A 25065-nucleotide genomic window follows, 5' to 3' on the forward strand; every position below is an offset into this window, starting at 1 on the left:
GGCAGCCGTCAAGACACGCTACCGCCCATGGATTCACCGGGCTCATCCAATCCCTAGGTTCATAAATTGTCGTGTGCAAATCGTGCTACGCACTTAAATGCGCGATGCGGCGCCATTTTACGTTAGCCATTTGGGTTACTCTACGCAGAAACACCTGTTCTGGCCGATTCCGACCCACGAGTCCTAAGTATTCTTGACGAATGAAGCATACATCAAAAGAGATATGCAACAGAACGATGCCGACTGCATAGTGCCTTATAAATCAAACGGTTGAATGACACTAAAAGATAAGAAATGTAAATACGTGTTTACAAAACTTCCCCTTTTTGCAAGGGCAAAACGCCTTTCGCCTGAAAAAGCATATTATATGAAGCGTATGTTCGAACCAGGTTAGAAATGTCCACATCGTCTCTTGATAGAGTGCCATCTCTTCGGACGATGCTTTTTACGGACGACGTTTCCTTGAACCGCACTTTAACTAGCGCTGCTCACTTATACTTTGCAGCCTAATAAAAAACGCCTGCACACGGAGATGCGTACAGGCGAATAATGCTTAACGAAAGGATAGCTACCCAGAAGCCCCCATGGGCTTGGACATTTCAAGAGCAGACTTACACGAGCGAGATGCTGGCTGGGGCAAGCTGCATAGCGACCGGGGTCATAGGCTGGAAGTACTGGGGATAGGAATGGATGCACTCACACCGGAATAATCTTTAGGCTCCGCCGTCAGCGCTCCCTGCTCGGATTGAGTAGGAGCGGAATAAGCCACGCTATCACCATTGCAGGCACTCCAGGCATAATCACCTGCCAACTCCCCGGCCGTAACCCCCGAATCCCCCAGCATTCCACCAAGTGCGAGAGAGGTTCTGGCTGCGGCCAGTTCCTGCTGACAAGCATTGACTGCGGCTTTTTCGCGATATTTCTGATACTGCGGAATAGCAATAGCGGCAAGAACGCCAATAATGGCCACGACAATCATCAACTCGATCAGAGTAAAACCCGCTTCTCCCAAAACCTTTGAGTCCTGCCATTCGGTATCGACAGGCTGATCCAGCTTCGTGTTGATGTTTCGCTCAGTCATATCCTGCTCTGTATCGCCTGATAAAGATGAGGTCTGTTGTTGATACATCTTCCTTCTCCTTGGCAACGCCCCCTTCCATTGGGTTGATACGGTTTCTGTCGGGGCTCCCTTCCTAGCTTAAAGGGCATTGTCGAATGGCACTTCGCTGATTCGCCATACCTCAAAACCTCCTTGATATAGATCGGTTTTTTAACGAATCGGCATAGTGCGCTGGAGTTAGACTGAATGGAAAACATGATAATGCAGACGCAGAAAATGCGAAGGACCACCCATGTCAGCGACAGCCCCTCGCCCTCTTCACTCGACATTACCCACACCAGAGCAGAGTATCAGCGAAGCTCTGACTCGCCTTGAATATGATCGCAGCATGCCTGATGCGATAGCATCGGAAACCTCTCTAGCAAACCAGGCTGACGATGCACCAGTAGTACATTTCATCAATACCCTACTGCGCGAGGCTATCAGGCGCGGAGCCTCGGATATCCATTTCGAGCCCTACGAAGACTGCTTCCGTGTACGTTTCCGCATCGACGGCATTCTTCACCTGGTGGTAGAACCACCCGCCAATCTGAAAGCACGCATTGCAGCCCGCCTCAAGGTCATGGCCCGACTGGATATTTCGGAGCGCCGCCTGCCCCAGGATGGGGCAATCAAGGTTGCCGTAGAAAATCATCAGGAAATGGACTTCCGCGTTAGTTCCTTGCCCACAGTAAATGGCGAAAAACTGGTCCTACGCCTGCTCGATGTCTCTTCGGTTCAAATTGGCATTGATAAGCTGGGCTTCACCAGTGATCAAAAGCTTCTATTCGAAAAAGCACTTTCCAGCCCCCAGGGCATGGTACTGGTCACAGGACCTACTGGCAGTGGCAAGACGGTTACCCTGTACAGCGGCATCCATATGCTCAATCAAGTCGAACGCAATATCTGCACCGCCGAGGATCCCGTTGAAATAAAGCTGCCTGGCATCAACCAAGTCCATGTTCAGCCGCGTATCGGACTGGATTTTGCTAGTGCACTTCGCGCCTTCCTGCGTCAGGATCCAGATGTCGTGATGCTTGGAGAAGTACGCGATACCGAAACGGCGGAAATTGCAATAAAAGCAGCCCAAACCGGACACCTGGTCCTGTCTACCCTGCATACCAACTCCGCCGCAGATACGCTGTCACGCCTGGCCAACATGGGCATTGCTTCCTTCAACATCGCCAGCGCTGTCAGCTTGATCATTGCTCAGCGCCTGGCCCGTCGCCTGTGTAATCACTGCAAGCAAAGAACGCCCCTTCCCCAGCAGACCTTGCATGACCATGGCCTGACAGACACCGACTTGGACAGCACAAATCTCTATCAACCGATTGGCTGCTCTCGTTGTACCGGTGGATATCGTGGACGCGTAGGCCTGTTCGAGGTTGTTCCCATCAGCGATGCCATGCGCCAACTGATTCTGCAACGCGGCAACGCCGACGATTTTCACCACCAGGCACGCAAGGAAGGATATCCCGACCTTCATCACAACGGCTTGCAGTTGGCCATGGCGGGTGTGACCAGCCTGCTGGAAGTCAGCCGCGTAACTGGGCGCTGATCGTGAAGAAAATGGACAGATGGCAGTGGGAAGGACGTGGGCCAGATGGTCGATACTTGAGTGGAGAAATCGAGGCATCTTCCAAGGCTTCCGTGCTCAGAATGCTACGCACTCGACGCATCAAGGCCCTTTCAATACGCCGTACCGATGGCAAGCACTGGCGTCTTGGCCGGGGGAGCATCACCGCTCAGGAATTGACACTCTTCACACGCCAGTTGGAAACACTACTGAAATCCCGCGTTCCCATTCTCCAGGCTCTAGAGGTCGTTGCTCACAGCCTGGTCAAGCCGAGCATGCGCGCCATGCTGCAAAAGCTGATTGCTGATGTAAGCCATGGCGCGAGCCTTTCCGAGGCTCTGACACGCCATCCTCGCCAGTTTGATGCCCTTTATATCAGCATGATCGAAGCCGGCGAGCTTGCCGGAACCCTGGACAGCATGCTCGACCGCCTTGCCACGTATCAGGAAAAACACGAAGCCCTCAAGCAGAAAGTCAAGAAAGCCATGTGGTACCCATTAAGCGTCATTGCCATAGGCCTGATTGTCACGCTCATCCTGTTGGTCGTAGTCATCCCCAAGTTCGAAGACATGTTCAACGGATTCGGGGCCGCGCTTCCTCCTCTGACGCAGATGACACTGCGCCTGTCAGACCTGACTCAGCAGAATGGTGGGCTGGCACTGGGGACTCTGGTCGCATCATCATGGCTCATGCGCATGGTTATGCAGCGCTCAACTACAACACATTCCCTCATGAGCCGCATGGCCTTGCGCATCCCGATACTCGGCAAGATTCTGGAACACTCTGCCATAGCACGCTTCAACCGCACTCTCGCCACCACCTATGGCTCAGGAGTTCCCCTCCTGGATGGCCTGGCCATTGCTGCCGGATCAACGGGCAACCCTCTTCTGCATGCGGCTATTCAAGACATGCGTGACGAGCTTGCCAGCGGACACTCGCTCCACGTTGCCATGCACCACAGCGGGCAGTTTCCAGCCCTTGCCATACAGATGATCAAAATCGGGGAAGAAGCCGGCGCTCTGGAGGCAATGCTCTCGCAGGTTGCCACTTACTACGAAGGTGAAGTCGAAAGGAGGGTCGATACCCTGACATCCTTGCTCGAACCCATGGTCATCCTGGTATTGGGCATCGTGACAGGAGGATTGGTAATGTCGATGTATCTGCCCATCTTTGAGCTGGGAAGCGTTCTTTAAAGAAACACTGAATAAATTGCTGCGCTCGATATTCTGGTTTCAGGTGGTGCTCAAGATCCTCATTTACTCCCTTGTAAACTGCGGTCTTTCCGCTCCGGAGGCAACCAGCCCCTCATCGCTCGCGATATTTATACAGCGCTTCCTTAAGGAAGCATTTCTCCTTCGGACTTAGCCATTACTTCACCAGGATTAGTCATGGATCCATACCGGAGTGCCGGGAGGTGCTTCATCAAACAAGCGAATCAGGGTTTCATCACGCATCCTGATGCAGCCATGGGAGTCAGCCTCTCCCATGGGTTTATCCGGTGGAGCACCGTGAATATAGATGTAACGGCGCTGCGAATCGGCATGACCACCGCGGTTGTAACCCCGCTCCAGCCCTGACAGCCAGAGAATTCGTGTCAGTATCCAGTCTCGATCGGGATAGGCCTCGCCAAGCGCATCATCATAGACCTCGCCAGTAGGACGCCTGCCACGAAAGACAGCTCCTACTGGCTGCTCTGCCCCAATGGCCGCACGAATCACATGCCACCCCAATGGTGTCTGGCCGCTATCTTCTCGCTGGCCAGTACCATTGGCTGCAGTGGAGACCAGACAATGCCAAGCCTGGGTATCACCATGCCATACCGTCATGGTCTGGGTATTGGTGTCCACCTCCACCCAGACACCATTCTCTGGCGGTAACTCTGCAAGCTGTGGAGTGACCATCAACCCGCTCCCGTAAGTACAGTCACCGTCTTGTCGGTATCCTGTCCATCCAAATCAGGCAAAGGCGCCTGCATTGCAGCTACCACAACAGGGCGCATACGCTTGACCAGATTACGCACCGAAACATGTTCACCATAGTCCTTTTCGGAAATGTCCCGCAGTGCGTCAAGTCCAGAGAAAGTAAAGATCACTGTGCCAAGCACAAAGTGCAGGCGCCAGAACCGCTCTGCATCAGGCAATTCCGGGGTGGCTTGACGCACGAGTTCCACGAAACGCGTGAATACTGTGCCATATTGCTCCTGAATATATCGCCTCAGATGCCCTTGGGCCTGGCTGTATGCAAGCCCGAGAAGTCGCATGAACACTTTCAGACTATGCCGCTCTGCCGGGACTTCCAGGACAGTGCGCGCCATGGTTTCCAGCAGCACTTCGAGTGGAATGACCTCTTCACCGTAGGTGGCTTCCAACTCATCGATAGCATTATGAAAGCGCTCGGAAAAAGGATCGAGATAGCGGGCAAAGACAGCCTGAATCAAGGCTTTCTTGGAGCCAAAGTGGTAGTTCACGGCAGCCAGGTTGACCTTGGCCTTGCCAGTAATGTTGCGCAGTGACGTTTCCGCGAAGCCTCGTTCAGCAAAGAGGACCTCTGCAGTATCCAAGATACGGGTCACGGTATCAGTCTGGGCCATGTGGGGCTCCGTGGTCAGGACACGAGATAGCGTTTCCACAGTTGGAAACAATTGTTTTAATTATGCGCTGAGTGTAAGCGAGCCCCCGCATCGTCTCAATGCCTCAGTCATCAATTGCGTTTGAAACAGTACCGATCGAGCAAACAGCAGGAACCTTTTTACTGGACAAGCATCCATACTGTATACTTAACCAACCCCTTGCTTCATTGTCATCCCAAACAGCTTCATTGCCATCTGAACAAACGCCTGTGGGAGGCCGAATGACACGACCCCTGACTCCTCGCCAGCAGAATGTCTACGACTTCATCGTCAAGACCATGAACGAGCTTGGCTATCCTCCCACCCGTGCTGAAATTTCCAGAGCACTGGGATTCCGCTCACCCAATGCAGCAGAAGAGCATTTGCGCGCTCTGGAGCGTAAAGGTGCCATTCGTGTCATTCGTGGCACTTCCCGAGGTATACGTCTACCCGCTCAGGAGGCCGAAACCACCCCATCACAACTGACCCAACCAGAGCCTCCTTCTTCTCAAGGCCTGCCGATCATTGGTGAAGTTGCCGCTGGCAGCCCTATCCTGGCAGCAGAGCATATCGACCGCTATTGCCCTCTTCCTCCAGAGTACTTTACGCCCAGGGCCGATTATCTGTTGCGTGTGCGCGGCCTGTCGATGAAGGATGTCGGCATTCTTGAGGGAGACTTGCTGGCAGTCCATCGAACGGATCGCATCCGCAATGGCCAGATCGTGGTTGCCCGCCTGGAAGATGATGTCACCGTCAAACGCTTTCATCGTGACGGCCATCACGTCACGCTGCAGGCAGAGAATGAAGACTTCGCCCCGATTGAACTGGACTTGCGCAGGGATCATCTGGAAATTGAGGGCATCGGGGTCGGCGTGATTCGAGGGGGCAACGGCCAGGCTCTGGGTTGAACACTTTGCTATAGCCGGTACTTGTCATGACGTCTTCGGTGCGCAAGATTCTGCATGCTGATTGCGATTGCTTTTATGCAGCAGTGGAAATGCTCGATAACCCACAATGGCACGACATTCCCCTTGCCGTTGGCATTTCAGCGGAACGCCGGGGGGTCATTACCACCTGTAACTATCCTGCGCGCAAGTTTGGCGTTCATTCCGCCATGCCAACTGCCCGGGCCTTGCGGCTATGCCCCGACTTGTTACTGGTGCCACCAGATTTCGACAAGTACCGCAAAGTCTCCCGGCAGATACAGGCGATCTTCCATGAACTGACACCGCTGGTAGAGCCTCTCTCATTGGACGAGGCCTACCTGGATGTCAGCGATGTCAAGGGCTTTCAGGGCAGTGCGACATGGATGGCTCAGTGGCTGAAAAAAGAATGCCTGTCGCGGACAGGCATTGTCGTTTCGGTAGGCGCTGCTCCATCGAAGTTTCTGGCCAAGGTGGCCAGCGATTGGGAAAAACCCGACGGACTGACCGTCATTTCTCCCGAGCAGGTTGATGGCTTCATCAAGGCTCTACCGGTAAAGAAGTTGCACGGTGTTGGACCTGCCACCAGTGCCAGACTGGCAACAATGGGAATTGAAACCTGCAACGACCTTCGTGCTCTACCCATCGAACAGCTTCTCCAGGAATTCGGCAAGTTCGGCAAGCGCCTGTTCGAGCTGTCACGAGGTATCGACGAACGCCCCGTGCAAGTGGCACATGAACGCAAGTCCATTAGTGTCGAAACTACATTTGATCACGACCTGCCGACATTGGATCACGTCCACGCCGCTCTTGCCCCGTTGCACGAAAAACTTGAAACACGCATCACCCGACACGGCCAGCACGGCCTCTCCAGCCTGTTCGTCAAGGTTCGTTTCAATAACTTCTCTACCACCACCATGGATGCGCGAGGTCTGGAGCCAAGCCTGGACAACTATCATCAACTGGCCGATCAGGCCTGGGCGCGAGGAAAGCGTCCGGTGCGCCTGCTAGGCATTGGTGTAAGGCTGCTTCCAGAAGAAGCACGGCAACAGCTATCGCTGCCACTATAGTCCTGCACTCACTCTTCCACCCGCCCCTCGGCTATACCAAGCGGCACTCCCAGCAACAATCGCCTCAACGCATGATGCTGCTCTGCTGGCATCGAGTCCGGCCAGATCCATAATGTGCGCTGTTGCCAATGCAATCCAATCAGCCGACCGCCAACAGCCACATGGCGAAGAGAAATGGCATGCCAATCTCCCCGCCCTCTGGGACGCCATTGCCACTGTACGGGTCTAGAGCCTGCCTGCATCTTGCCTGAAGGTTCATCTGCCCTGCTGCGGCCGTCGCCCCCTAGAACGTCATTGTTCGGATCTCCATCGGCCAGACAACGCAACTCCCCTATCGCGGCTTGCCGATAGGAAGAGATGAGCAGCCCCGCACCAACGGCCGCAGCAACGGCGCCCAGCAGCAAAGGCGTCATGGCACCAATCAACAGCGTGACAGCCGTCACCAGGGCACCATGAGCAAGGTGCTGGTGGTCAGAGGCCTCGATTGTGACCGTTAGAACTGTTCTCGGCATAATCGACGATCATCTGCACAATACGCCGCTTCACTGGTTCTTCAGGCCACTCTCGACGCATGAGCCATACAAAGAGGTCCTGATCCTCTTCAGTGATCAGTGCACGATAAGCCGCCTTGTCGTCTTCAGAAAGATCGTCATAGCGGTGCTCCAGAAATGGCAGCAGCAGCAAATCCAGCTCCCACATACCGCGGCGGGAGTGCCAATGCAGCCGCTTTCGCTCAGCCTCGGCGCTCGAAGCCACAGGTGAAGATTGTTGCTCCACGGGATACCTCATCGAAAATCTTAGAGTATGGCGCCAGTATACCTGATGCATGTCACCACGTATTGGCCGAGGATACTTTGCAGCCATCAACAGAGTGTTTATGTGCTATATGATCATCGTATGATGAATCCTTTCCTAGTACGTTGTTTTATCTAGACTTGAAAAGTATGCTATTTAAAAAAACAACGACGCTGGGACAGCGCTCGTCAACCAGGCGGGACTCACGGAGAAGACCGATGACCAAGTCCGAACTGATAGAGCAGATCGCTATGCGACAACCGGAGTTGTCGATCAAAGACGTCGAGGCAGCCGTACGCCTCATTCTGGATGACATTACCGAGACTCTCGCCCAGGGCGGGCGCGTTGAAATTCGTGGCTTCGGCAGTTTTTCTCTGCATTACCGGGAGCCTCGGGTCGGCCGCAACCCCAAGACCGGAGAATCGGTCGCATTGGATGGTAAATTCGTGCCACACTTCAAGCCTGGCAAAGAGCTTCGCGAGCAGGTAGACGCCAGCCGAGCACTGGGCTACTGATGCATTAAGGCATTGGTGCCCGGTTGGCCCGACCCGGGTTAGCGTAGCTTATCTATTTCATATTTTTTCGCGCTCATCTTGCGTTTTTACTGATTGGGGAACTCGTACATGCGTTGGCTCAAAGGCTTGGTCATGGCCATTATTCTGCTGCTGGTACTGCTCGTCGGCATCCTCTTTGCGACAAACAATCAGCAGGCAGTGCCGCTCAACCTGATCTGGACCGAGCTCCCCGAAGCATCCTTGTCTTTCTGGTTGCTGGCGTCTCTGGCTGTCGGTGTACTGCTTGGCATGCTTGCCATGAGTGGCGTCTACCTTCGTCTGCGCGCACTGCTTACCCGAGCTCAACGCCACAATCAACAACAGCGCAAGGAACTTGATCGACTCCGCATCCAGGAGATGAAGGAACTCCCCTGAATGCCCGATCTTCTGCTGCTAGGCCTGCTGATTATTGCCCTGGCCATCGGCTGGGGCCTAGGTCGACGCGAGCGCCAACGAAAGGAGGGGACAACCTCCTCTCCTACGTTATCCAGAGATTATTTTGTTGGCTTGAACTACCTGCTCAATGACCAGCAGGATCGAGCCATCGAAACGTTCATCTCCGCCCTGGAAGTCAATAGCGATACCATCGAGACCCATGTAACCCTGGGCAACCTGTTCCGCTCCCGGGGTGAAGCTGATCGCGCAGTCAAGATCCATCAGAACCTTCTGGCCCGCCCTTTTCTCGACAATCAGCAGAGCGCCCGTGTACAGCTGGAGCTATCCCGGGATTTCCTGCATCTTGGTCTACTCGATCGAGCCGAGCGCATTCTCCATGGGCTGATTCGTGAAGAACCTTCCAGCGAAACTCAGCATCATGCAAAACGCTTGCTCGCAGACCTGTTCGAGCGCGAAGGCGAATGGCAGCAGGCGCTGGATGTCGCCGTACCCCACCTGACTCGCCAGCATGAAGACCTGCGCCGGGCTGCCGCCCACTGGTTATGTGAACTGGCCGAACATGAACGCCGTTCTGCTGGCCATGGCTTGGCACGCAAGCATCTCAAGCAAGCGCTGTCCATAGATGACCGCTGCGTACGTGCCAACCTGATCAAGGCTGAACTGCAGCATGATACCGGCCAGTATCGTCAAGCCATCAAGTATCTTGATCTCATTCCACAGCAGGACCTGGGCTTCATCCCCACCCTGCTTGAACCATTGGAACGCAATTACCTTTTGCTCGACGATGCAGAAGGTCTCATCGCCCATCTCTATCGGCTGCTCGACCAGGCGCCCTATACTAGCGTCATCATTCTGCTGGCTCAGACACTGCGCCGTCAGCGTGGCAATGATGATGAAGCCATCTCTCTGGTGACGGCCCAACTAAACCGGGAGCCCAGCCTGGGCGGGGTGGATTACCTGATAGGGCTTTATCAAGATTCCAGCAACGATGGCCATGACGAGCGCATCGAGTTACTGCGTCAGCACACTCATACCCTGATCAAGGCTTTGCCTCGCCACCGTTGCGGCCGTTGTGGGTTTACCGGTGACCACTTGCACTGGCAGTGTCCCCGCTGCCGTACCTGGGGTGCAACCAAGCCGATCACCGGTATCGAGGGAGAATAGGCTTACGCCGTCCCCAACAGCTCCTGTTCGATAGCAGCAAGCGCGATCATCGGGTCCTCTGCCTGAGTCACCGGGCGACCGACAACCAAATGGGTACTCCCTGCCTGCATTGCCTCCAGTGGCGTCATGATGCGCCGCTGGTCTCCTGCCTGAGCGAAGCTCGGACGAATACCCGGCGTCACCTTGAGGAAGTCTGCCCCGCAAGCTGTCTTGAGCATGGCAGTTTCCCTCGCCGAGCACACGACGCCATCAAGGCCACAGTTCTGGGCCAGACGTGCCAGACGCTTGACCTGCGCATCCAGTTCGCCCTCCACCCCAGTGCCATTCAGTTCATCCTGCGTCATGCTGGTGAGTACAGTGACAGCAATCAGAAGCGTCTTGAGGCCATGTTGCTCAAGACGCTCTCGCGCAGCAGCCATCATTCGCTCGCCACCACAGGCATGCACATTGACCATCCAGACTCCCTGCTCCGCCGCGGCCTGAACAGCCCCAGCCACAGTATTGGGAATATCGTGGAACTTGAGATCCAGAAACACCTCGAAGCCACGCCCATGCAACGCATCCAGCACATCTGGACCACTGCGCGTGAACAGTTCCTTGCCCACCTTCAGGCGGCAACGCGCAGGATCCAGGCGATCCGCCATGCACAGGGCAGCATCCAGGGAAGGATAATCGAGAGCGATAATCAGGGGAGATGTAGTCGTCATGGACGGCTCCAGGAGATGTTCGAATCGACGCAGTATATCAGCCATGACGTCAGCTGCAGCCCCCGCGGGCGACATGCAGGAGCCTTTGATCGCTTACCGAGGTTTAAGCGATTCGCGATACATGGTCATGAACACAAGACGGTAGGTTAAAAGCGAGTGCCGTGAAGGTGCTTTGATCAACCCGTTACCTTTCTTTTGAGCTCCCTCTACTCGGGGATACCAAGGAGTTGGAATCCATGACCAAATTCTCAGCAAGTCCCATCCATGCATGTCGTTCAGGCAAATATTGGTTGGCCACCCTGACAGCAGCGCTATGGTTGGCCTGTAGCCTTCCTGCACTGGCCGCGGATGAATTGAAGATTGAGCCTATCAATATCAATGAAGCCAGCGCCGAGTTGCTGGCAGAACTGCCGGGGATTGGACCGAGCAAGGCCGACGCCATCATTGCTGAACGTGAAGCCAATGGTCCGTACGCCGACCTGGAAGACCTGACCCGCGTCAAGGGCATCGGCCAGAACACCGTGGCACGGCTAGCGGATGAAATCCGCTTCAGCAACGCCAACTAACCTGCCACACCTTTTCGCTGTACCTTCCCGTTACTCCACTTTCTACTATTTGCCTTAACAACATCTGCCTTAACAACATCTGTCTTAACAACACAGCTGTTAACAACACCTCCCTCACGACACCTTTCCTCGGTGTCGTGAGGAGCTTTCATATGCTGCCTGCCATGTCATGTGCAAGTACAACAGGCCCCATTACAAACGCAGGCCGCCATCGACTTCTATCACCCGTGCCGTGAAATAGTCATTTGTAAAAATGAACGCCACTGACTCGGCAATCTCCTGGGGATCTCCCAGACGCTTGAGAGGAACACCGCGTGTCAGCTTGTCGAGCATGTCCTCACGCATCGACGCCGTCATCTCCGTCTCGATGAACCCTGGCGCCACCGCAGCGACGCGAATGCCATGACGCGCCAATTCCTTACCCCAGGTAACCGTCAATGCCGCTACCCCAGCCTTGGCAGCGGCGTAATTGCTCTGCCCCATGTTCCCCGCACGAGAAATGCTGGAAATATTGACGATGACACCCTGGCGACCATCTTCGACCATGGCAGCGGCAGCAGCACGGCCACATAGAAAGACACCGGTCAGATTGACATCGATCACTGCCTGCCACTCATCAAGGCCAAGTGTGCGCTCCACCTTGCCGTCCTTCGCCTTTACCAACAGACCATCACGCAGAATTCCTGCATTGTTGACCAGGCCATCCAGGGGGCCCATGGAACTTCGTATATCCGCAAAAGCCTGGGAGACAGAAGCTTCATCGGCGACATTGGCAATAAAGGCCTGGGCAGTGACGCCTTCTTCATATAATGAAGAAACTGCCTTATCGAGCTGATCGCCATCCGTATCGATCAAAGCCAGACGAGCACCTTGGCTTCCCAAACGTCGAGCCATGGCAAATCCCAGACCACGAGCACCACCGGTAATCGCGATGAGCGCATCATCAAGCTTCATGGGCAACCCTCCCGCTGCAATAGCATTCCCTGAACATGACTTTCCATGTCCATGATTTTCTATGAATACGGCATATCCATAAGCATGGCGTTTCTCCGAACATGCTCTTCTATAGATATGCCCTCAGACGCACCTTCTCGATAGTGCACTGCACCATACGGCATGACAAGCAAGTCACTGTTGTGGTGGAAAGATCAGTGGTGGAAAGATCAGTAGTGGATACAGCAGAATATGACTGGTTAAGAATAGTTTGGTAACACCCAAGGAAGGAATAGGTCGAAACTAGGGAAAGCTCTTGAGATCATCCTTGAGAAAGCTGTCCGACACCCCAATGTAAGAGACCTCAGGATCCAAAGCGGAGCAATCATGCCCTTTCTTATTGCATTCACTATCTTCGCCTTGCTGGACTTCACCGTACTGTTTTCCGTGGGCAGCCAGATCGGCCTGCTGCCCACTATCGGTCTGGTATTGGCCACTGGCTTTATCGGCCTGCACCTGATTCGCAAGGAAGGCGTCGCCACCTTTGCTCGCGCCCAGGAGCGCATGTCACGGGGTGAAATACCTTCTTCAGAACTACTGACCGGCGCGGCACTGATCTTTGGTGGCGCCTTGTTGATGGCACCGGGCTTCCTCTCAGATGCCTTGGGATTCATATGCCTGATTCCCAATGCCCGTCGCCTCCTGGGCAAGCTACTGGCCAAAATCGGCATTCGCACCCAGGGGTTTCATGTAGGAGGCAGCTTTAATGGCCATACGGGCACGTCATCCAATTGGGACGATACAGTGAACCAGCGGAACCACACCGCTGATAGCGAATACACAGAGCAGCAGGATGCTCAACACCAGCACTCGCAACAAAGCTCTGACAGGACATCCGATGAACCACTGGAAGGTGAGTTTATTGGCAAGAACGAGCGCCGCTACTGACTCGCTGCAAGTGCTGGAACAGGAGTGATCAGCGTCATCGACAACGACAAAGTGAAAAATTTTTTGTCGTCCCCCTTGAAAGCCTCTTGAGCAGCCCCACTTACCTGTCAGTACCAAGATTTGGCGAAACCCCACAGGGATTTTGCCTTTAACCAGGAGGGCTTCGAGCCCTTTCCTCTCGACGAGACCGGCCCTCGCGTCCGGCTCCGACGAGAGTTGACAACGAAACCACCGTGGGCGGATTGCCCCGGTCAAGCAAAACCATCAGGAGAACGTGAGCAATGAACATCCGTCCCTTGCACGATCGCGTCATCATCCGTCGCGTTGAAGAAGAACAGAAGACCGCAGGCGGCATCGTGCTTCCGGGCAGCGCCCAGGAAAAGCCGACTCGTGGTGAGGTTCTCGCCGTCGGTAACGGCCGGATTCTCGACAGCGGCGATGTTCGTCCCCTGGACGTCAAAGTCGGTGACACCGTGATCTTCAAGGATGGCTTCGGCGTCGAGAAGCAAAAGGTCGATGGCGAAGAAGTCCTGATCATGAGCGAGTCCGACATTCTGGCAGTCGTAGAAGGCTAAGGCTTCAGGGGCAACGCTTTCCAAACCAGCCCCGCAAGCAAGCCCTTCACAACGTTCACTGTTGACGCATAGATTCAAAGGAATTTACGAAAATGGCAGCGAAACAAGTCAAGTTCTCTGATGATGCCCGCAAGCGCATGGCTCGCGGTGTCGACGTCCTGGCCAATGCCGTCAAGGCGACCCTGGGCCCGAAAGGCCGCAACGTGGTACTGGAAAAATCCTTCGGCGCTCCGACCGTGACCAAGGACGGCGTCAGCGTCGCCAAGGAAATCGAGCTCAAGGACCGGTTCGAGAACATGGGCGCTCAGATGGTCAAGGAAGTGGCTTCCAAGACCTCTGACGTTGCTGGCGACGGTACCACCACAGCCACCGTGCTGGCTCAGGCGATTGTCAATGAAGGCCTGAAGGGCGTGACCGCCGGCATGAACCCGATGGACCTGAAGCGCGGTATCGACCAGGCCGTCATCGCCGCCGTCAAGGAAATCCAGGCGCTGTCCGTGCCCTGCACCGACTCCAAGGCTATTGCCCAGGTAGGCACTATCTCTGCCAACGGCGACACCCGTATCGGTGAGATCATCGCCGAAGCTATGGAGAAAGTCGGCAAGGAAGGCGTCATCACCGTTGACGAAGGCCGTGGCTTCGAAGACGAGCTGGATGTCGTTGAAGGCATGCAGTTCGACCGTGGCTACCTGTCTCCGTACTTCGTGACCAACCAGGACACCATGGCGGTGGAACTGGAAGATCCGTTCATCCTGCTGGTCGACAAGAAGATCTCCAACATCCGCGAGCTGCTGCCGACTCTGGAAGCCGTGGCCAAGGCAGGCAAGCCGCTGGTGATCATCGCTGAAGACATCGAAGGCGAAGCTCTGGCAACGCTGGTGGTCAACACCATGCGCGGTATCGTCAAGGTTGCTGCTGCCAAGGCTCCTGGCTTTGGCGATCGTCGCAAGGCCATGCTGCAGGACATCGCTATCCTGACCAACGGCACCGTGATCTCCGAGGAAGTGGGTCTGAACCTCGAGCAGGCGACCCTGGATCACCTGGGCACCGCCAAGCGCGTGACCATGTCCAAGGAAAACACCACCATCATCGATGGTGCAGGTAACGACGGCGATATCGAAGCTCGCGTCAATCAGATCCGCGCCCAGATCGAGGAAACTTCCTCCGACTACGACCGCGAGAAGCTGCAGGAGCGCGTTGCCAAGCTGGCCGGCGGTGTTGCCGTCATCCGCGTCGGCGCTGCTACTGAAGTCGAGATGAAGGAGAAGAAGGCTCGCGTCGAAGACGCCCTGCACTCCACTCGTGCTGCTGTTGAAGAAGGCGTTGTGCCTGGCGGCGGTACCGCACTGGTTCGCGTCCTCAGCAAGATTGCCGATCTCAAGGGCGAGAACGAAGACCAGACTCACGGTATTGCCATCGCCCTGCGCGCCATGGAAGCTCCGCTGCGTCAGATCGTCACCAATGCTGGTCAGGAAGGCTCTGTCATCGCCAATGCCGTCAAGGCCGGCGAAGGCAACTATGGCTACAACGCCCAGACTGGCGAGTATGGCGACCTGTTCGAAATGGGTGTTCTGGACCCGGCCAAGGTCACGCGTACTGCCCTGCAGTCCGCTGGCTCCGTGGCTGGTCTGATGATCACCACCGAAGCCATGATCGCTGACGATCCTGAAGAGAAAGATGCCGCCCCTGACATGGGCGGCATGGGCGGAATGGGTGGCATGGGCGGCATGATGTAATCATCCCCCCAGCTCCAAGCTGCAAGGCCCCGCCGGGATCTTCCCGGCGGGGCTTTTGTTTGTGGGTGATTAAGCTTCGAGCTTCGAGCTTCGAGCTTCGAGCTTCGAGCTTCGAGCAGACCAGGGTCCAGCTACGAGACTCGAGCAGCGAGTGGCGGGCTACCCAGTGCCAACCTGATGGATCCAGCTTCGAGACACGAGCAACGAGTGGCGAGCTGCACAGTGCCAACCTGATGGATCCAGCTTCGAGACACGAGCAACGAGTGGCGAGCTGCACAGTGCCAACCTGATGGATCCAGCTTCGAGACACGAGCAACGAGTGGCGAGCTGCACAGTGCCAACCTGATGGATCCAGCTTCGAGACACGAGCAACGAGTAGCGAGCTGCACAGTGCCAACCTGATGGATCCAGCTTCGAGACACGAGCAACGAGTAGCGAGCTGCACAGTGCCAACCTGATGATTACGCGCCTTGTCTCAGGGTTCGTAGCTCGTAGCTCGTGGCTCGTGGCTCGTGGCTCGTAGCTCGCGGCTGGTAAGGTTACAATGCTGACCTTGATTCTCCCGGCGACTGTATCCGCATGCTTTCCAATATTCGCGTTGTTCTGGTCCAGACTTTCCATCCCGGCAACATCGGTTCCGCGGCACGTGCAATGAAAACCATGGGACTCCGTGACCTGGTCCTGGTATCGCCCAAGGACTTTCCCCATGCCGAGGCAACTCGCTTGGCGGCAGGTGCCACAGACCTGCTCGACAATGTCCGGGTAGTCGATACGCTGGAGCAAGCCATTCAGGACTGTGTACGCGTGGTGGGTGCCAGCGCACGCTTGCGCAGCCTCCCTCTGCCCCACTACGACGAGCCGGATGATATGGCGGCGGATTTAGTGGAGGACGCCCAGACAGATCCTGTCGCACTCGTCTTTGGCCGGGAACGCTATGGCCTGACCAACGAAGAGATCCAGTGCTGCAGCCACCAGGTAAGCATTCCCACCAACCCGGACTACGGCATTCTCAATCTGGCTCAGGCGGTCCAGGTACTCGCTTACGAGGTACGTCGGGCCTGGCGACGCCATCCACAAGGTGATGCACGCGTGCCACGCCCCACAGACGACCGCATGCCCAGCCGCGCACAAATGACCCACTTCCACGAGCACCTGAGCCGAGTCATGTGTCAAAGCGGTTTCCTTACCCAACCCCACGCCAGAACCGAAGCACACCTGCAGGCTCTGTTTGCTCGTGCGGAACCATCGCGCAAGGAGCTTTCTCTACTGCGCGGATTGCTGGCATCGCTGGAAACGCATCTTGAAGATGGGCAGCAAGGCTGACTAAGGCTTCATCAATGCATTCGCCCGTGAGCTGGGTTTCAATGATCCTCCAGCAGCACGGGCGAATGGCATCCCACCTCGTGTCAGGTGGCTTGTTGTTCGGCAGCGAGATTACAGCATCATGGCAGCCATCCAGCCAAAGCCGATCAGCGGAATATTGTAGTGAATGAAGGTGGGCACCACACTATCCCAGACATGGTCATGCTGACGATCCACATTGAGCCCGGAAGTTGGCCCTAGAGTGGAGTCAGACGCCGGGGAGCCCGCATCACCCAACGCTGCCGCTGTACCCACCAAGGCCACCGTGGCCAATGGCGAAAATCCAAACTGCACCGCCAGTGGCACAAAAATCGCAGCGATAATGGGAATGGTCGAGAATGACGAGCCAATTCCAAGGGTAATGAACAGGCCAACCAGCAACATCAGCAATGCAGCCAGCCCCCTGTTGTCACCAATGATCTCGACACTGGTGCTGACCAAGGTTTCGATCTGCCCGGTGGCATTCATCACTGAGGCAAAACCGGACGCCGAAATCATGATGAAACCGATCAGGGCCATCATGCGCATGCCATTGGTGAAAAGGTCATCAGCTTCGCGCCATTTGAAGATACCGCCCATCGACAGTAACGAAAAACCCACCAGGCCACCAAGAATCATGGAGCCGGTGTACAACTGAATCCCCAGGGCAGCCACGATAGCCACCACAGACATCACCAGTCCCAACGCATGAGGCTCGGGTGAGGCCTCATCATGATGATGCCCATGCGGGTTGCCATTCCCCACCTCAATCGCCTCATAGGTCCTGGGCTTGCGGTAGCTGATGAACACCGCCACCAGCAGCCCCAGGAACATGCCCGCTACAGGAATGCCCATCGCCACAGGCACCATATGCCGATCGATATTCAGGCCTAGTGCTTCACCTGCCTGGTTGATATTGGCCAGGAGAATATCGTTGAGGAAGATGGCGCCAAAGCCCACCGGAAGCAGCATATAAGGCGCTGTCAGGCCGAAGGTCAGCGCACAGGCGACCGCTCGGCGGTCCATGCGCAACTGGTTCATCACCTTGAGCAATGGCGGAATCAGAATGGGGATGAAGGCAATATGCACAGGAATCAGGTTCTGGGAAGAAATTGCCACCAACAGCACACAGGCCAGCAACAGGTATTTAACTGTCGCTTGGCGAGATGCGGAGGCTTCCTGCCCAAGCAAGGCGATCAGCTTGCGGGCCAGCATGTCCGGAAGGCCAGAACGAGAGATCGCCACTGCAAATGCCCCAAGCGTTGCATAGGCCAGTGCCACCTTGGCACCACCGCCTACCCCATCATTGAATGCTGCCAGGGTGTCCTCGATGGAAAGGCCTCCTGCCAGGCCTCCAACCAAGGCACCCACTACCAGCGCCAGCACGACTGAAACGCGTGCCAGTGATAGCCCGACCATCACCAGCACCGCGAGTATGACTGCGTTCATATATGCACTTGCGTCCGAGTTTGGAAAGGGAGAGGAAAACGGCAGAGATCTTACCAGAAAAGCACCTGCCAGGCGGATGCCACATTCTTGTCACAATAACGTGATGGCATTGTCATCATATTGAGCGAAGATGATCTCGTGTCTTCAGGAGGCACTGGGCAAAGGATACTGCCCCACGAGCGTCACGGATGCGATGGCGCAGGAAGCGCCAAGGGAGATTGGGCTTCGGGAGGGAGCCCCAGGGAGGAAACCTGCCAACTTCACGCCACGGCTTTTGCCGTGGCGTTTTTATTTGGGTGTCCGCAAGGAAGGGTCAGGCAGAACGAAACCCATTCAAGAATGCAGCCAGATTCTTGCCGAGGCTCGCTGTCGGGTGTCCACCTTCCTGCACAAGCAACGTAGGAATGCCCAATTCACCAATCTGGCGGCCAATGGTCTCGAAGTCCTCGGTTTCCAGACTCATGCCCGCCTGTGGATCATCCTTGTGAGTATCCAACCCCAGCGCCACCACCAACGCATCGGGGCTGAAGCTGGCCATGGAATCGATCAGCTTGTCGAGCCCCGCCTGGAAGGCCTCAAGACCGCTGCCAACGGCCAACGGCACATTGAGATTGGCTCTGTTGCCGGGCCCGATACCTGTCTCTTCTTCAGTCCCCCAATAGTAGGGATAGAAATCAGAAGGATTGACGTGCAGCGATCCGGTCCACACATCCCCACGATCGTAGAAGATTTCCTGGGTACCATTGCCGTGATGCAGATCGATATCCAGGATCGCAACCTGAGAGACCTTCTCACGCAGCACCGTTGCCGCCAACGCCGCATTGTTGATGAAGCAGAAACCACCCGTGCGCTCTGGACCGGCATGGTGACCTGGCGGACGGCACAGGGCATAAGCCGAGCCTTCTCCCTCATTGAGGCTTTCTGCAGCAGCCTGGGCAGTCGCAGCACTGGCAAGAATGCCCTGAAAGCTATCGGCATTCATTGCGCATGCATAATCATTGAGATGCCAGCCAGCCTGGCCGACAGGATGCCTTGGATAATGCTTCCCTGCACCGCAGGGGTGAATGCTGGGCGTGACGAAATCGGCAGCGCCGGAAAGCGCGCGCCAGCGAGCATGGATGGTTTCGAGAAAATCCAGATAGCGTTCCGTATGGATTTGCTTCAGGCGCTCCCTGAGCTTGGGACTATCAACTTCTGCGGGCGTGCTCAGGGAAAGGCCCAGTTCCTGAATCCCTTCCGCCAGCAGTTCTGCCCGACGTGGTCCCTCAGGGGAAGCAACAAGAGCGCCTCGACGCAGGTACTGCGTCGGCGCATGGCGTTCCTGGTCGGGATGATAGAAAAGTTTCATCAATATCTGTCTCCGGTCATGACGGTCCCTCAATCGCTACTTACAGTGTCAGCAACAGAGAGACGTACATCAAATAGTGCCGGAAAACAGGCCAGGAACACCACCACAAACTACTGCGTTGGCTCAACGAAGATTAATCAGCTCCGCAGAAGTGTCAGTGATAATAGCCACAACGACCCTTCTTGGCCTGCCCTGGCGGACAGAAATTGCCGCCACGCGAATGGCCATCATAATGGTCATCACCGAAGATGATCAGCGGCTCAGGATCTATACGTGCAGGGTGGTAGCTACAGCCAGCCAGCGCTAGTAGCGAGGCCACCAAAGCGATCAAAGGCATACTGCGCATGATCATTCCTCATTATCTAAAAGAGGTAGAATACCAGCCTGGTATCATTTTCCCCATGTCGATCATTACCGACACGTGACGTCTCCATCAACAGACACCCAAGTCCTGCCGCATTTACCAGGATTCGCGATGTCCGTCATGCTCCAGGTTCTGCTCCACTTCAATGGTGATATGTACCAATTGAGGAAAGCGTTGCTGGATCTTTTCGCGATAGACATGAGGAGCCTGTGGCATATCCGATACCAACGCAATGATGCCCGCATGCAACCCTGGAGCAATGGTCCAGAGATGCAGGTCACTGATGCGATCCCCCCCTCCCTTTTCGATGACCTTGCGAATCTCAGCATCGAACTCACTCACCTGTCGATCCAGCAATACGCCACTGGTATCTCGCAGCAAACCAATGGCCCAGCGAATGATCAGGACTGCACCAAGTATCCCCATGGCGGGGTCCATCCAGTTCCATTCCAGGTATTTAGCCGCCAACAAGGCAAATATCGCCAGGAAGGATGTCAGAGCATCCGCCAGCACATGCAAGTAGGCAGACCGCTGATTATGATCGTGGTGATCATGTCCCGCATGGGAGTGATCATGATGATGGGTGTGATGATGGAAATGCCCCTGCCCATGATGGCGGTCACCCACGCTCAGTATCCAGGCGGAAATACCATTGACCAGCAAGCCGATGACAGCCACCAGGATCGCACTGTTGAATACGATCTCGACCGGGTTGAACAGGCGTAAGACACTCTCGACAGCCATGACCAGGGCAAAGCCGAATAACAGCAAGGCCCCTGTATACCCGCCCAATGCATTGACCTTGCCGGTACCGAAGCTGAACCGTCGGTCGCGGGCATGACGACGGGCATAGATATATGCGAAGGCGGAAATGCTCAACGCTGTAGCGTGCGACCCCATGTGCAGGCCATCAGCCAATAGCGCCATGGACCCATAACTCACGCCGGCAACGATCTCGACGACCATGGTCACCAGCGTCAGCACCACCACGATCAACGTCCGGCGCTCTCCCGCTCTCACCTGATCTTGATCGAAGACATGCTCATGTTTCCAGTCATCTACCTTGTGGGTATTCATGCCGATTCCTCTACCTCGCCCATAGCGCTACCTTGTACTTCTTTTGAGTGCGTTTTCATCTCTCTCATTGCACTTTTTCGCGCCTCTCAGCATATTGAATGACATGAGTGATTCCGCCTTCATCACCGCCTTGCAGCTGATCGCCAACTTCGATCCGGAGCTGCTTGCCATTGTCAGCCTATCCCTGCGCGTATCCTTGAGCGCAGTGACCATTGCCGCCTTCATTGGCCTGCCGCTGGGCGCAGCCCTGGCGCTTTATCACTTTCCAGGTCGCGCAATCCTCATTGTGGTGTTCAATGCCCTGATGGGCCTGCCTCCCGTCGTCGCCGGCCTGAGTGTTTACCTGCTGTTTTCCCGTGCAGGTCCTCTTGGCGAGTTCGGCCTGCTGTTCACGCCCACGGCCATGGTCGTTGCACAAGTCATTCTGATACTACCGATTCTGGTCTCTCTGACGCGTCAGCGCATTGAGGAATTGCATGGCGAGTATGCCGAACAACTCAGTTCCATGAGCGTTTCCAGGGCCCGACGCATCCCCACCTTACTCTGGGATGCTCGCCTGGCCTTGATCACCGTCATCCTCGCCGGCCTTGGCCGTGCAAGTGCCGAAGTCGGCGCGGTCATGATCGTCGGTGGCAACATCGACGGAGTGACTCGCGTCATGACCACCGCCATCGTGCTCGAGACGAGCAAGGGAAATCTGGCCCTGGCACTTGGCCTGGGCTTGGTCTTGATGCTGCTCGTGGCGTTGTTGAACGGCATGGCCTACTTGATCGGTGAAGGCACAAAAAGGAGCCTTGGATGACCAGCCTGTCTCTTGCCCATCCAACGTGTATGTCACGCCTGCACTTCCATGACGTGACATGCCAGGCGGCAGGCCAGGTGCTGCTGGGCCCTCTGTCCCTGCAGTTGGAGGGCAACCACCGAACCTTGGTGATGGGACCCAATGGAGCAGGCAAGAGCCTGTTGATGCGCTTGGCTCATGGCCTAGTCAAGCCATCTACAGGCCACCTGCACTGGTGTGGGCATGTGCCCCGACAGGCCATGGTATTTCAACATCCCGTTCTACTGCGTCGCTCTGCTCGGGCTAATCTTGAATACGCGCTGGCGGTGCAAGGATGCCCTCGCAACAGGCGCCGTCAGCGTGCCATGGAGGCTCTTGAACACTTTGGCCTGGCAAGCGTCACCAGACGACCTGCCAGAGTGCTTTCCGGAGGAGAGCAACAGCGCCTGGCCCTGGCTCGTGCCTGGCTGCTGGAGCCCGAAGTCCTCTTTCTCGACGAACCCACCTCGGCGCTTGACCCAGCCGCTATTCGTGCGATCGAAGACGCCATCAATACCTTTCATCATGCCGGCGTACGCATTGTCATGAGTAGCCACGACCTGCACCAGGCACGCCGCCTGGCTGATGACGTCATCTTCCTCCACCATGGCAAATTACTGGAACACTCTCCTGCCGACACATTCTTCAACAACCCTGAAACCAAACAGGCCAGAGCTTTCATCCAAGGGGAACTGATGGACTAGGCTCAGTGACGAGCATAATTTTCATTTAGCGAGCAAGACGCTGCATTGTCTTGAACTCCAACCCAAAGGAAGCGCCATAACATGACGAAAACCGTAACAAATACATGGCTATCTGCACTGCTCGGCACGTCCCTGGTTGCAACACTCATCACGCCTGCACTCGCAGAAGAACCCGCATCGGCAGAAGCACCTTTCATTACCCTGGCCTCCACCACGTCCACGGAAAACTCAGGGTTGTTCGATGACATCCTGCCCCAATTCAAGGAGGCCAGTGGTATTGATGTCCATGTCGTGGCAGTGGGTACCGGCCAGGCTTTCGAAATGGCTCGCCGCGGAGATGCAGACAGTTTGCTGGTTCACGACAAGACCGCAGAAGAGTCGTTCGTTGCAGAAGGTTACGCCACGCAACGTGATGACGTGATGTACAACGACTTCGTGCTGATTGGTCCCAAGGATGATCCTGCGGACGTCCACAGTGCGCAAAGCGCCACGGATGCCCTGGCACGCATTGCCGATAGCGAAGCACCTTTTGCTTCACGCGGCGACGACAGCGGAACCAACCGCGCCGAATTGCGGCTATGGGAAGCAGCAGGTATCCAACCACATGGCGAATGGTATCGAGAACTCGGCAGCGGCATGGGCGCCACACTCAACACTGCCGCTGCCATGGATGCCTACACCTTGTCTGATCGTGCCACCTGGGTATCCTTCGATAACCGCCAGAACCTGGAGCTGCTCTACGCCGGAGACGAGGCCCTGTTCAACCAGTATGGCAGCCTGTTGATGTCTCCCGACAAGTATCCTCACCTCAAGCATGACCTGGCCGCCCAATGGCACCAATGGCTGCTATCGGATGAAGGCCAACAAGCGATTGCCGACTTCAGGGTAAAAGGCGAGCAGCTGTTCTTTCCGAATGCCGCAACGAACAAATGAGATCTCTGGTGGCCAGCTTTCTGCTGGCCATTTTTCAGCCCTGGCTCCGTTTGCCAACGGACTCAGAGCAAGCGTTTCCATACGTCATTTTTCGCGATGCAGCAGACCATCATCCGACTTTAGTACAAGCAAGCAAAGTTGCACTTTACGTTAACGTCAACCTTTTCTAGGCTGTGTTCACTACTCCTTACCGTCATATGGTGTCTGCCATGCACAGCCCCTACACCCCCATGGACTTTGGCCTGGACGAGACCCTGGTCATGCTGCGCGATCAAGTCAATGCCTTCGCCCGAGGCGAGATTGCGCCACGCGCTGCCGAGATCGATGCCAACAACGAGTTCCCCAATGATCTATGGCAGAAATTTGGCGACATGGGACTACTGGGCATCACGGTCCCTGAAGAAGATGGAGGCAGCGGCATGGGCTATCTGGCCCATTGCATCGCCATGGAAGAAATCTCACGTGCCAGCGCTTCGGTTGCCCTGTCCTACGGCGCTCACTCCAACCTTTGCGTCAACCAGATCAAACTCAATGCCAGCCCCGAACAGAAAGCCAAGTACCTACCGAAACTGATCAGTGGCGAGCATGTGGGCGCCCTGGCCATGTCGGAGCCTGGCGCCGGTTCTGACGTCGTTTCCATGAAACTGCGTGCGCGCAAGGATGGCGACCGCTACATCCTCAACGGCAACAAGATGTGGATTACCAATGGTCCTGATGCCGATGTACTGGTCGTATATGCCAAGACCGACCCGGAAGCGGGCTCCAAGGGCATTACGGCCTTCATCATCGAAAAAGGCTTCAAGGGGTTCTCCACCGCTCAGAAGCTCGACAAGCTGGGCATGCGTGGCTCCAATACCTGTGAACTGGTCTTCGAAGACTGCGAAGTTCCGACTGAAAATGTTCTTGGTGAAGTGAACAGAGGCGTGCGCGTGCTGATGAGTGGCCTCGACTTCGAGCGCACCGTATTGGCAGCAGGCCCCATCGGTATCATGCAGGCTGCCATGGATGTGGTCGTGCCCTATATCCACGAACGCAAGCAGTTCAACCAATCTATTGGTGAGTTCCAACTGGTCCAGGGCAAGCTGGCTGATATGTACACCACACTGAATGCTTGCCGCGCCTATCTCTACACCGTTGCCGCTGCCTGCGACCGAGGCCAGAGTTCGCGCAAGGATGCCGCCGGCGTCATTCTCTACTGCGCGGAAAAAGCGACCCAGGTTGCCCTTGATGCCATCCAGTTACTTGGCGGCAATGGCTATATCAATGAATTCCCCACAGGCCGCCTGTTGCGCGATGCCAAGCTCTACGAGATCGGCGCAGGAACCAGCGAGATCCGCCGCATGCTGATCGGTCGTGAACTGTTCAACGAATCACGGTGA

The 25065-nt window shown here is 55.8% G+C and carries 25 protein-coding genes and 2 pseudogenes; 16 read left to right on the forward strand and 11 right to left on the reverse strand.

All coding sequences use genetic code 11. From position 1 onward, the window contains the following. Positions 1 to 916: 916 nt before the first annotated feature. Positions 917 to 979, reverse strand: a pseudogene (locus E4T21_RS21670) (type 4a pilus biogenesis protein PilA); the annotation flags it as partial. Positions 980 to 1490: 511 nt separating this feature from the next. Here E4T21_RS21670 and E4T21_RS12020 point away from each other — a divergent pair. Together E4T21_RS12020 and E4T21_RS12025 are read left to right on the forward strand one after the other, a co-directional pair. Continuing rightward, a pseudogene (locus tag E4T21_RS12020) lies at positions 1491 to 2657 on the forward strand (GspE/PulE family protein); the annotation flags it as partial. An 11-nt stretch (positions 2658 to 2668) separates the two neighbouring features. Then, positions 2669 to 3868 (forward strand): type II secretion system F family protein, encoded by a 1200-nt coding sequence (locus E4T21_RS12025; RefSeq protein ID WP_149285195.1) that lies wholly within the window; start codon positions 2669 to 2671, stop codon positions 3866 to 3868. Between the two features lie 189 nt (positions 3869 to 4057). Here the strand turns inward: E4T21_RS12025 and E4T21_RS12030 are convergent, their stop codons facing one another. Further along, positions 4058 to 4576, reverse strand: coding sequence for a L,D-transpeptidase (locus E4T21_RS12030; RefSeq protein WP_149285196.1), 519 nt, complete (start codon positions 4574 to 4576; stop codon positions 4058 to 4060). Beyond that, positions 4576 to 5265: a TetR/AcrR family transcriptional regulator gene (locus tag E4T21_RS12035; RefSeq protein WP_149285197.1), complete on the reverse strand. Its 690-nt coding sequence runs from the start codon at positions 5263 to 5265 to the stop codon at positions 4576 to 4578. Before E4T21_RS12035 ends, E4T21_RS12030 begins: the two co-directional genes overlap by 1 nt. A 260-nt stretch (positions 5266 to 5525) precedes the next feature. Between E4T21_RS12035 and lexA the strand changes: the two genes are divergently transcribed. Both lexA and dinB read left to right on the forward strand, forming a co-directional pair. Further along, positions 5526 to 6191 carry a transcriptional repressor LexA gene (gene lexA, locus E4T21_RS12040; protein WP_149285198.1) on the forward strand — a complete coding sequence of 222 codons (666 nt, stop codon included), beginning with the start codon at positions 5526 to 5528 and terminating at the stop codon, positions 6189 to 6191. Positions 6192 to 6217: 26 nt separating this feature from the next. After that, on the forward strand, positions 6218 to 7276 hold the full coding sequence (gene dinB / locus E4T21_RS12045; RefSeq protein WP_240349121.1) for a DNA polymerase IV: 1059 nt from the start codon (positions 6218 to 6220) through the stop codon (positions 7274 to 7276). Positions 7277 to 7284: 8 nt separating this feature from the next. Here dinB and E4T21_RS12050 read toward each other — a convergent pair whose 3' ends face one another. Together E4T21_RS12050 and E4T21_RS12055 are read right to left on the reverse strand one after the other, a co-directional pair. Continuing rightward, positions 7285 to 7719 (reverse strand): YgfX family protein, encoded by a 435-nt coding sequence (locus E4T21_RS12050; protein WP_149285199.1) that lies wholly within the window; start codon positions 7717 to 7719, stop codon positions 7285 to 7287. Between the two features lie 28 nt (positions 7720 to 7747). Then, the gene (locus tag E4T21_RS12055) at positions 7748 to 8053 is read right to left on the reverse strand and encodes an FAD assembly factor SdhE (RefSeq protein WP_420827706.1); all 306 of its coding nucleotides are present in this window, start codon (positions 8051 to 8053) and stop codon (positions 7748 to 7750) included. Between the two features lie 236 nt (positions 8054 to 8289). Between E4T21_RS12055 and E4T21_RS12060 the strand changes: the two genes are divergently transcribed. The 3 genes from E4T21_RS12060 (at position 8290) to lapB (ending at position 10185) form a co-directional block, all read left to right on the forward strand. Continuing rightward, positions 8290 to 8586, forward strand: a complete 297-nt coding sequence (locus E4T21_RS12060; protein WP_149285201.1) for an integration host factor subunit beta — start codon at positions 8290 to 8292, stop codon at positions 8584 to 8586. A 108-nt stretch (positions 8587 to 8694) separates the two neighbouring features. Beyond that, positions 8695 to 9000 carry a lipopolysaccharide assembly protein LapA domain-containing protein gene (locus tag E4T21_RS12065; protein ID WP_149285202.1) on the forward strand — a complete coding sequence of 102 codons (306 nt, stop codon included), beginning with the start codon at positions 8695 to 8697 and terminating at the stop codon, positions 8998 to 9000. After that, on the forward strand, positions 9001 to 10185 hold the full coding sequence (gene lapB / locus E4T21_RS12070) for a lipopolysaccharide assembly protein LapB (protein ID WP_149285203.1): 1185 nt from the start codon (positions 9001 to 9003) through the stop codon (positions 10183 to 10185). Between the two features lie 2 nt (positions 10186 to 10187). On the opposite strand, the gene pyrF is transcribed toward lapB, so the two are convergent. After that, positions 10188 to 10892, reverse strand: coding sequence for an orotidine-5'-phosphate decarboxylase (gene pyrF / locus E4T21_RS12075; protein ID WP_149285204.1), 705 nt, complete (start codon positions 10890 to 10892; stop codon positions 10188 to 10190). A 236-nt stretch (positions 10893 to 11128) separates the two neighbouring features. On the opposite strand from pyrF, the gene E4T21_RS12080 reads away from it, so the two are divergent. Further along, positions 11129 to 11458, forward strand: a complete 330-nt coding sequence (locus tag E4T21_RS12080) for a ComEA family DNA-binding protein (RefSeq protein ID WP_149285205.1) — start codon at positions 11129 to 11131, stop codon at positions 11456 to 11458. 192 nt (positions 11459 to 11650) lie between these two features. Here the strand turns inward: E4T21_RS12080 and E4T21_RS12085 are convergent, their stop codons facing one another. Beyond that, a complete protein-coding gene (locus E4T21_RS12085; protein WP_149285207.1) occupies positions 11651 to 12412 on the reverse strand; it encodes an SDR family oxidoreductase in 762 nt (253 codons plus the stop codon). 366 nt (positions 12413 to 12778) lie between these two features. On the opposite strand from E4T21_RS12085, the gene E4T21_RS12090 reads away from it, so the two are divergent. From E4T21_RS12090 to E4T21_RS12105, 4 genes are all read left to right on the forward strand, one after another. Then, positions 12779 to 13339, forward strand: a complete 561-nt coding sequence (locus E4T21_RS12090) for an FxsA family protein (RefSeq protein ID WP_149285208.1) — start codon at positions 12779 to 12781, stop codon at positions 13337 to 13339. 281 nt (positions 13340 to 13620) lie between these two features. Further along, positions 13621 to 13914 (forward strand): co-chaperone GroES, encoded by a 294-nt coding sequence (locus E4T21_RS12095; RefSeq protein ID WP_149285210.1) that lies wholly within the window; start codon positions 13621 to 13623, stop codon positions 13912 to 13914. A 92-nt stretch (positions 13915 to 14006) separates the two neighbouring features. After that, complete coding sequence (groL, locus tag E4T21_RS12100) at positions 14007 to 15650, forward strand: chaperonin GroEL (RefSeq protein WP_149285211.1); 1644 nt, start codon at positions 14007 to 14009, stop codon at positions 15648 to 15650. Between the two features lie 579 nt (positions 15651 to 16229). After that, positions 16230 to 16973, forward strand: a complete 744-nt coding sequence (locus E4T21_RS12105) for an RNA methyltransferase (protein ID WP_149285213.1) — start codon at positions 16230 to 16232, stop codon at positions 16971 to 16973. A 111-nt stretch (positions 16974 to 17084) separates the two neighbouring features. Here E4T21_RS12105 and E4T21_RS12110 read toward each other — a convergent pair whose 3' ends face one another. The 4 genes from E4T21_RS12110 to dmeF form a co-directional block, all read right to left on the reverse strand. Next, positions 17085 to 18440 (reverse strand): Na+/H+ antiporter family protein, encoded by a 1356-nt coding sequence (locus E4T21_RS12110; RefSeq protein ID WP_149285214.1) that lies wholly within the window; start codon positions 18438 to 18440, stop codon positions 17085 to 17087. A 313-nt stretch (positions 18441 to 18753) separates the two neighbouring features. Further along, the gene (locus E4T21_RS12115) at positions 18754 to 19788 is read right to left on the reverse strand and encodes a histone deacetylase family protein (RefSeq protein WP_149285216.1); all 1035 of its coding nucleotides are present in this window, start codon (positions 19786 to 19788) and stop codon (positions 18754 to 18756) included. A gap of 154 nt (positions 19789 to 19942) precedes the next feature. After that, on the reverse strand, positions 19943 to 20134 hold the full coding sequence (locus tag E4T21_RS12120; RefSeq protein ID WP_149285217.1) for a hypothetical protein: 192 nt from the start codon (positions 20132 to 20134) through the stop codon (positions 19943 to 19945). 114 nt (positions 20135 to 20248) lie between these two features. Further along, the gene (gene dmeF / locus E4T21_RS12125) at positions 20249 to 21229 is read right to left on the reverse strand and encodes a CDF family Co(II)/Ni(II) efflux transporter DmeF (protein WP_149285219.1); all 981 of its coding nucleotides are present in this window, start codon (positions 21227 to 21229) and stop codon (positions 20249 to 20251) included. A gap of 103 nt (positions 21230 to 21332) precedes the next feature. Here dmeF and E4T21_RS12130 point away from each other — a divergent pair, with 103 nt between their 5' ends. The 4 genes from E4T21_RS12130 (at position 21333) to E4T21_RS12145 (ending at position 25065) form a co-directional block, all read left to right on the forward strand. Next, positions 21333 to 22031, forward strand: coding sequence for an ABC transporter permease (locus E4T21_RS12130; RefSeq protein ID WP_149285221.1), 699 nt, complete (start codon positions 21333 to 21335; stop codon positions 22029 to 22031). Beyond that, entirely contained in the window at positions 22028 to 22753 is a 726-nt protein-coding gene (locus tag E4T21_RS12135; RefSeq protein WP_187774988.1) for an ATP-binding cassette domain-containing protein, read from the forward strand. Before E4T21_RS12130 ends, E4T21_RS12135 begins: the two co-directional genes overlap by 4 nt. Before the next feature lie 81 nt (positions 22754 to 22834). Next, positions 22835 to 23686 carry an ABC transporter substrate-binding protein gene (locus tag E4T21_RS12140; RefSeq protein ID WP_149285222.1) on the forward strand — a complete coding sequence of 284 codons (852 nt, stop codon included), beginning with the start codon at positions 22835 to 22837 and terminating at the stop codon, positions 23684 to 23686. Positions 23687 to 23895: 209 nt separating this feature from the next. Further along, positions 23896 to 25065: an isovaleryl-CoA dehydrogenase gene (locus tag E4T21_RS12145; protein ID WP_149285223.1), complete on the forward strand. Its 1170-nt coding sequence runs from the start codon at positions 23896 to 23898 to the stop codon at positions 25063 to 25065.

Source organism: Halomonas binhaiensis (genome assembly GCF_008329985.2).
Lineage (GTDB): Bacteria > Pseudomonadota > Gammaproteobacteria > Pseudomonadales > Halomonadaceae > Halomonas > Halomonas binhaiensis.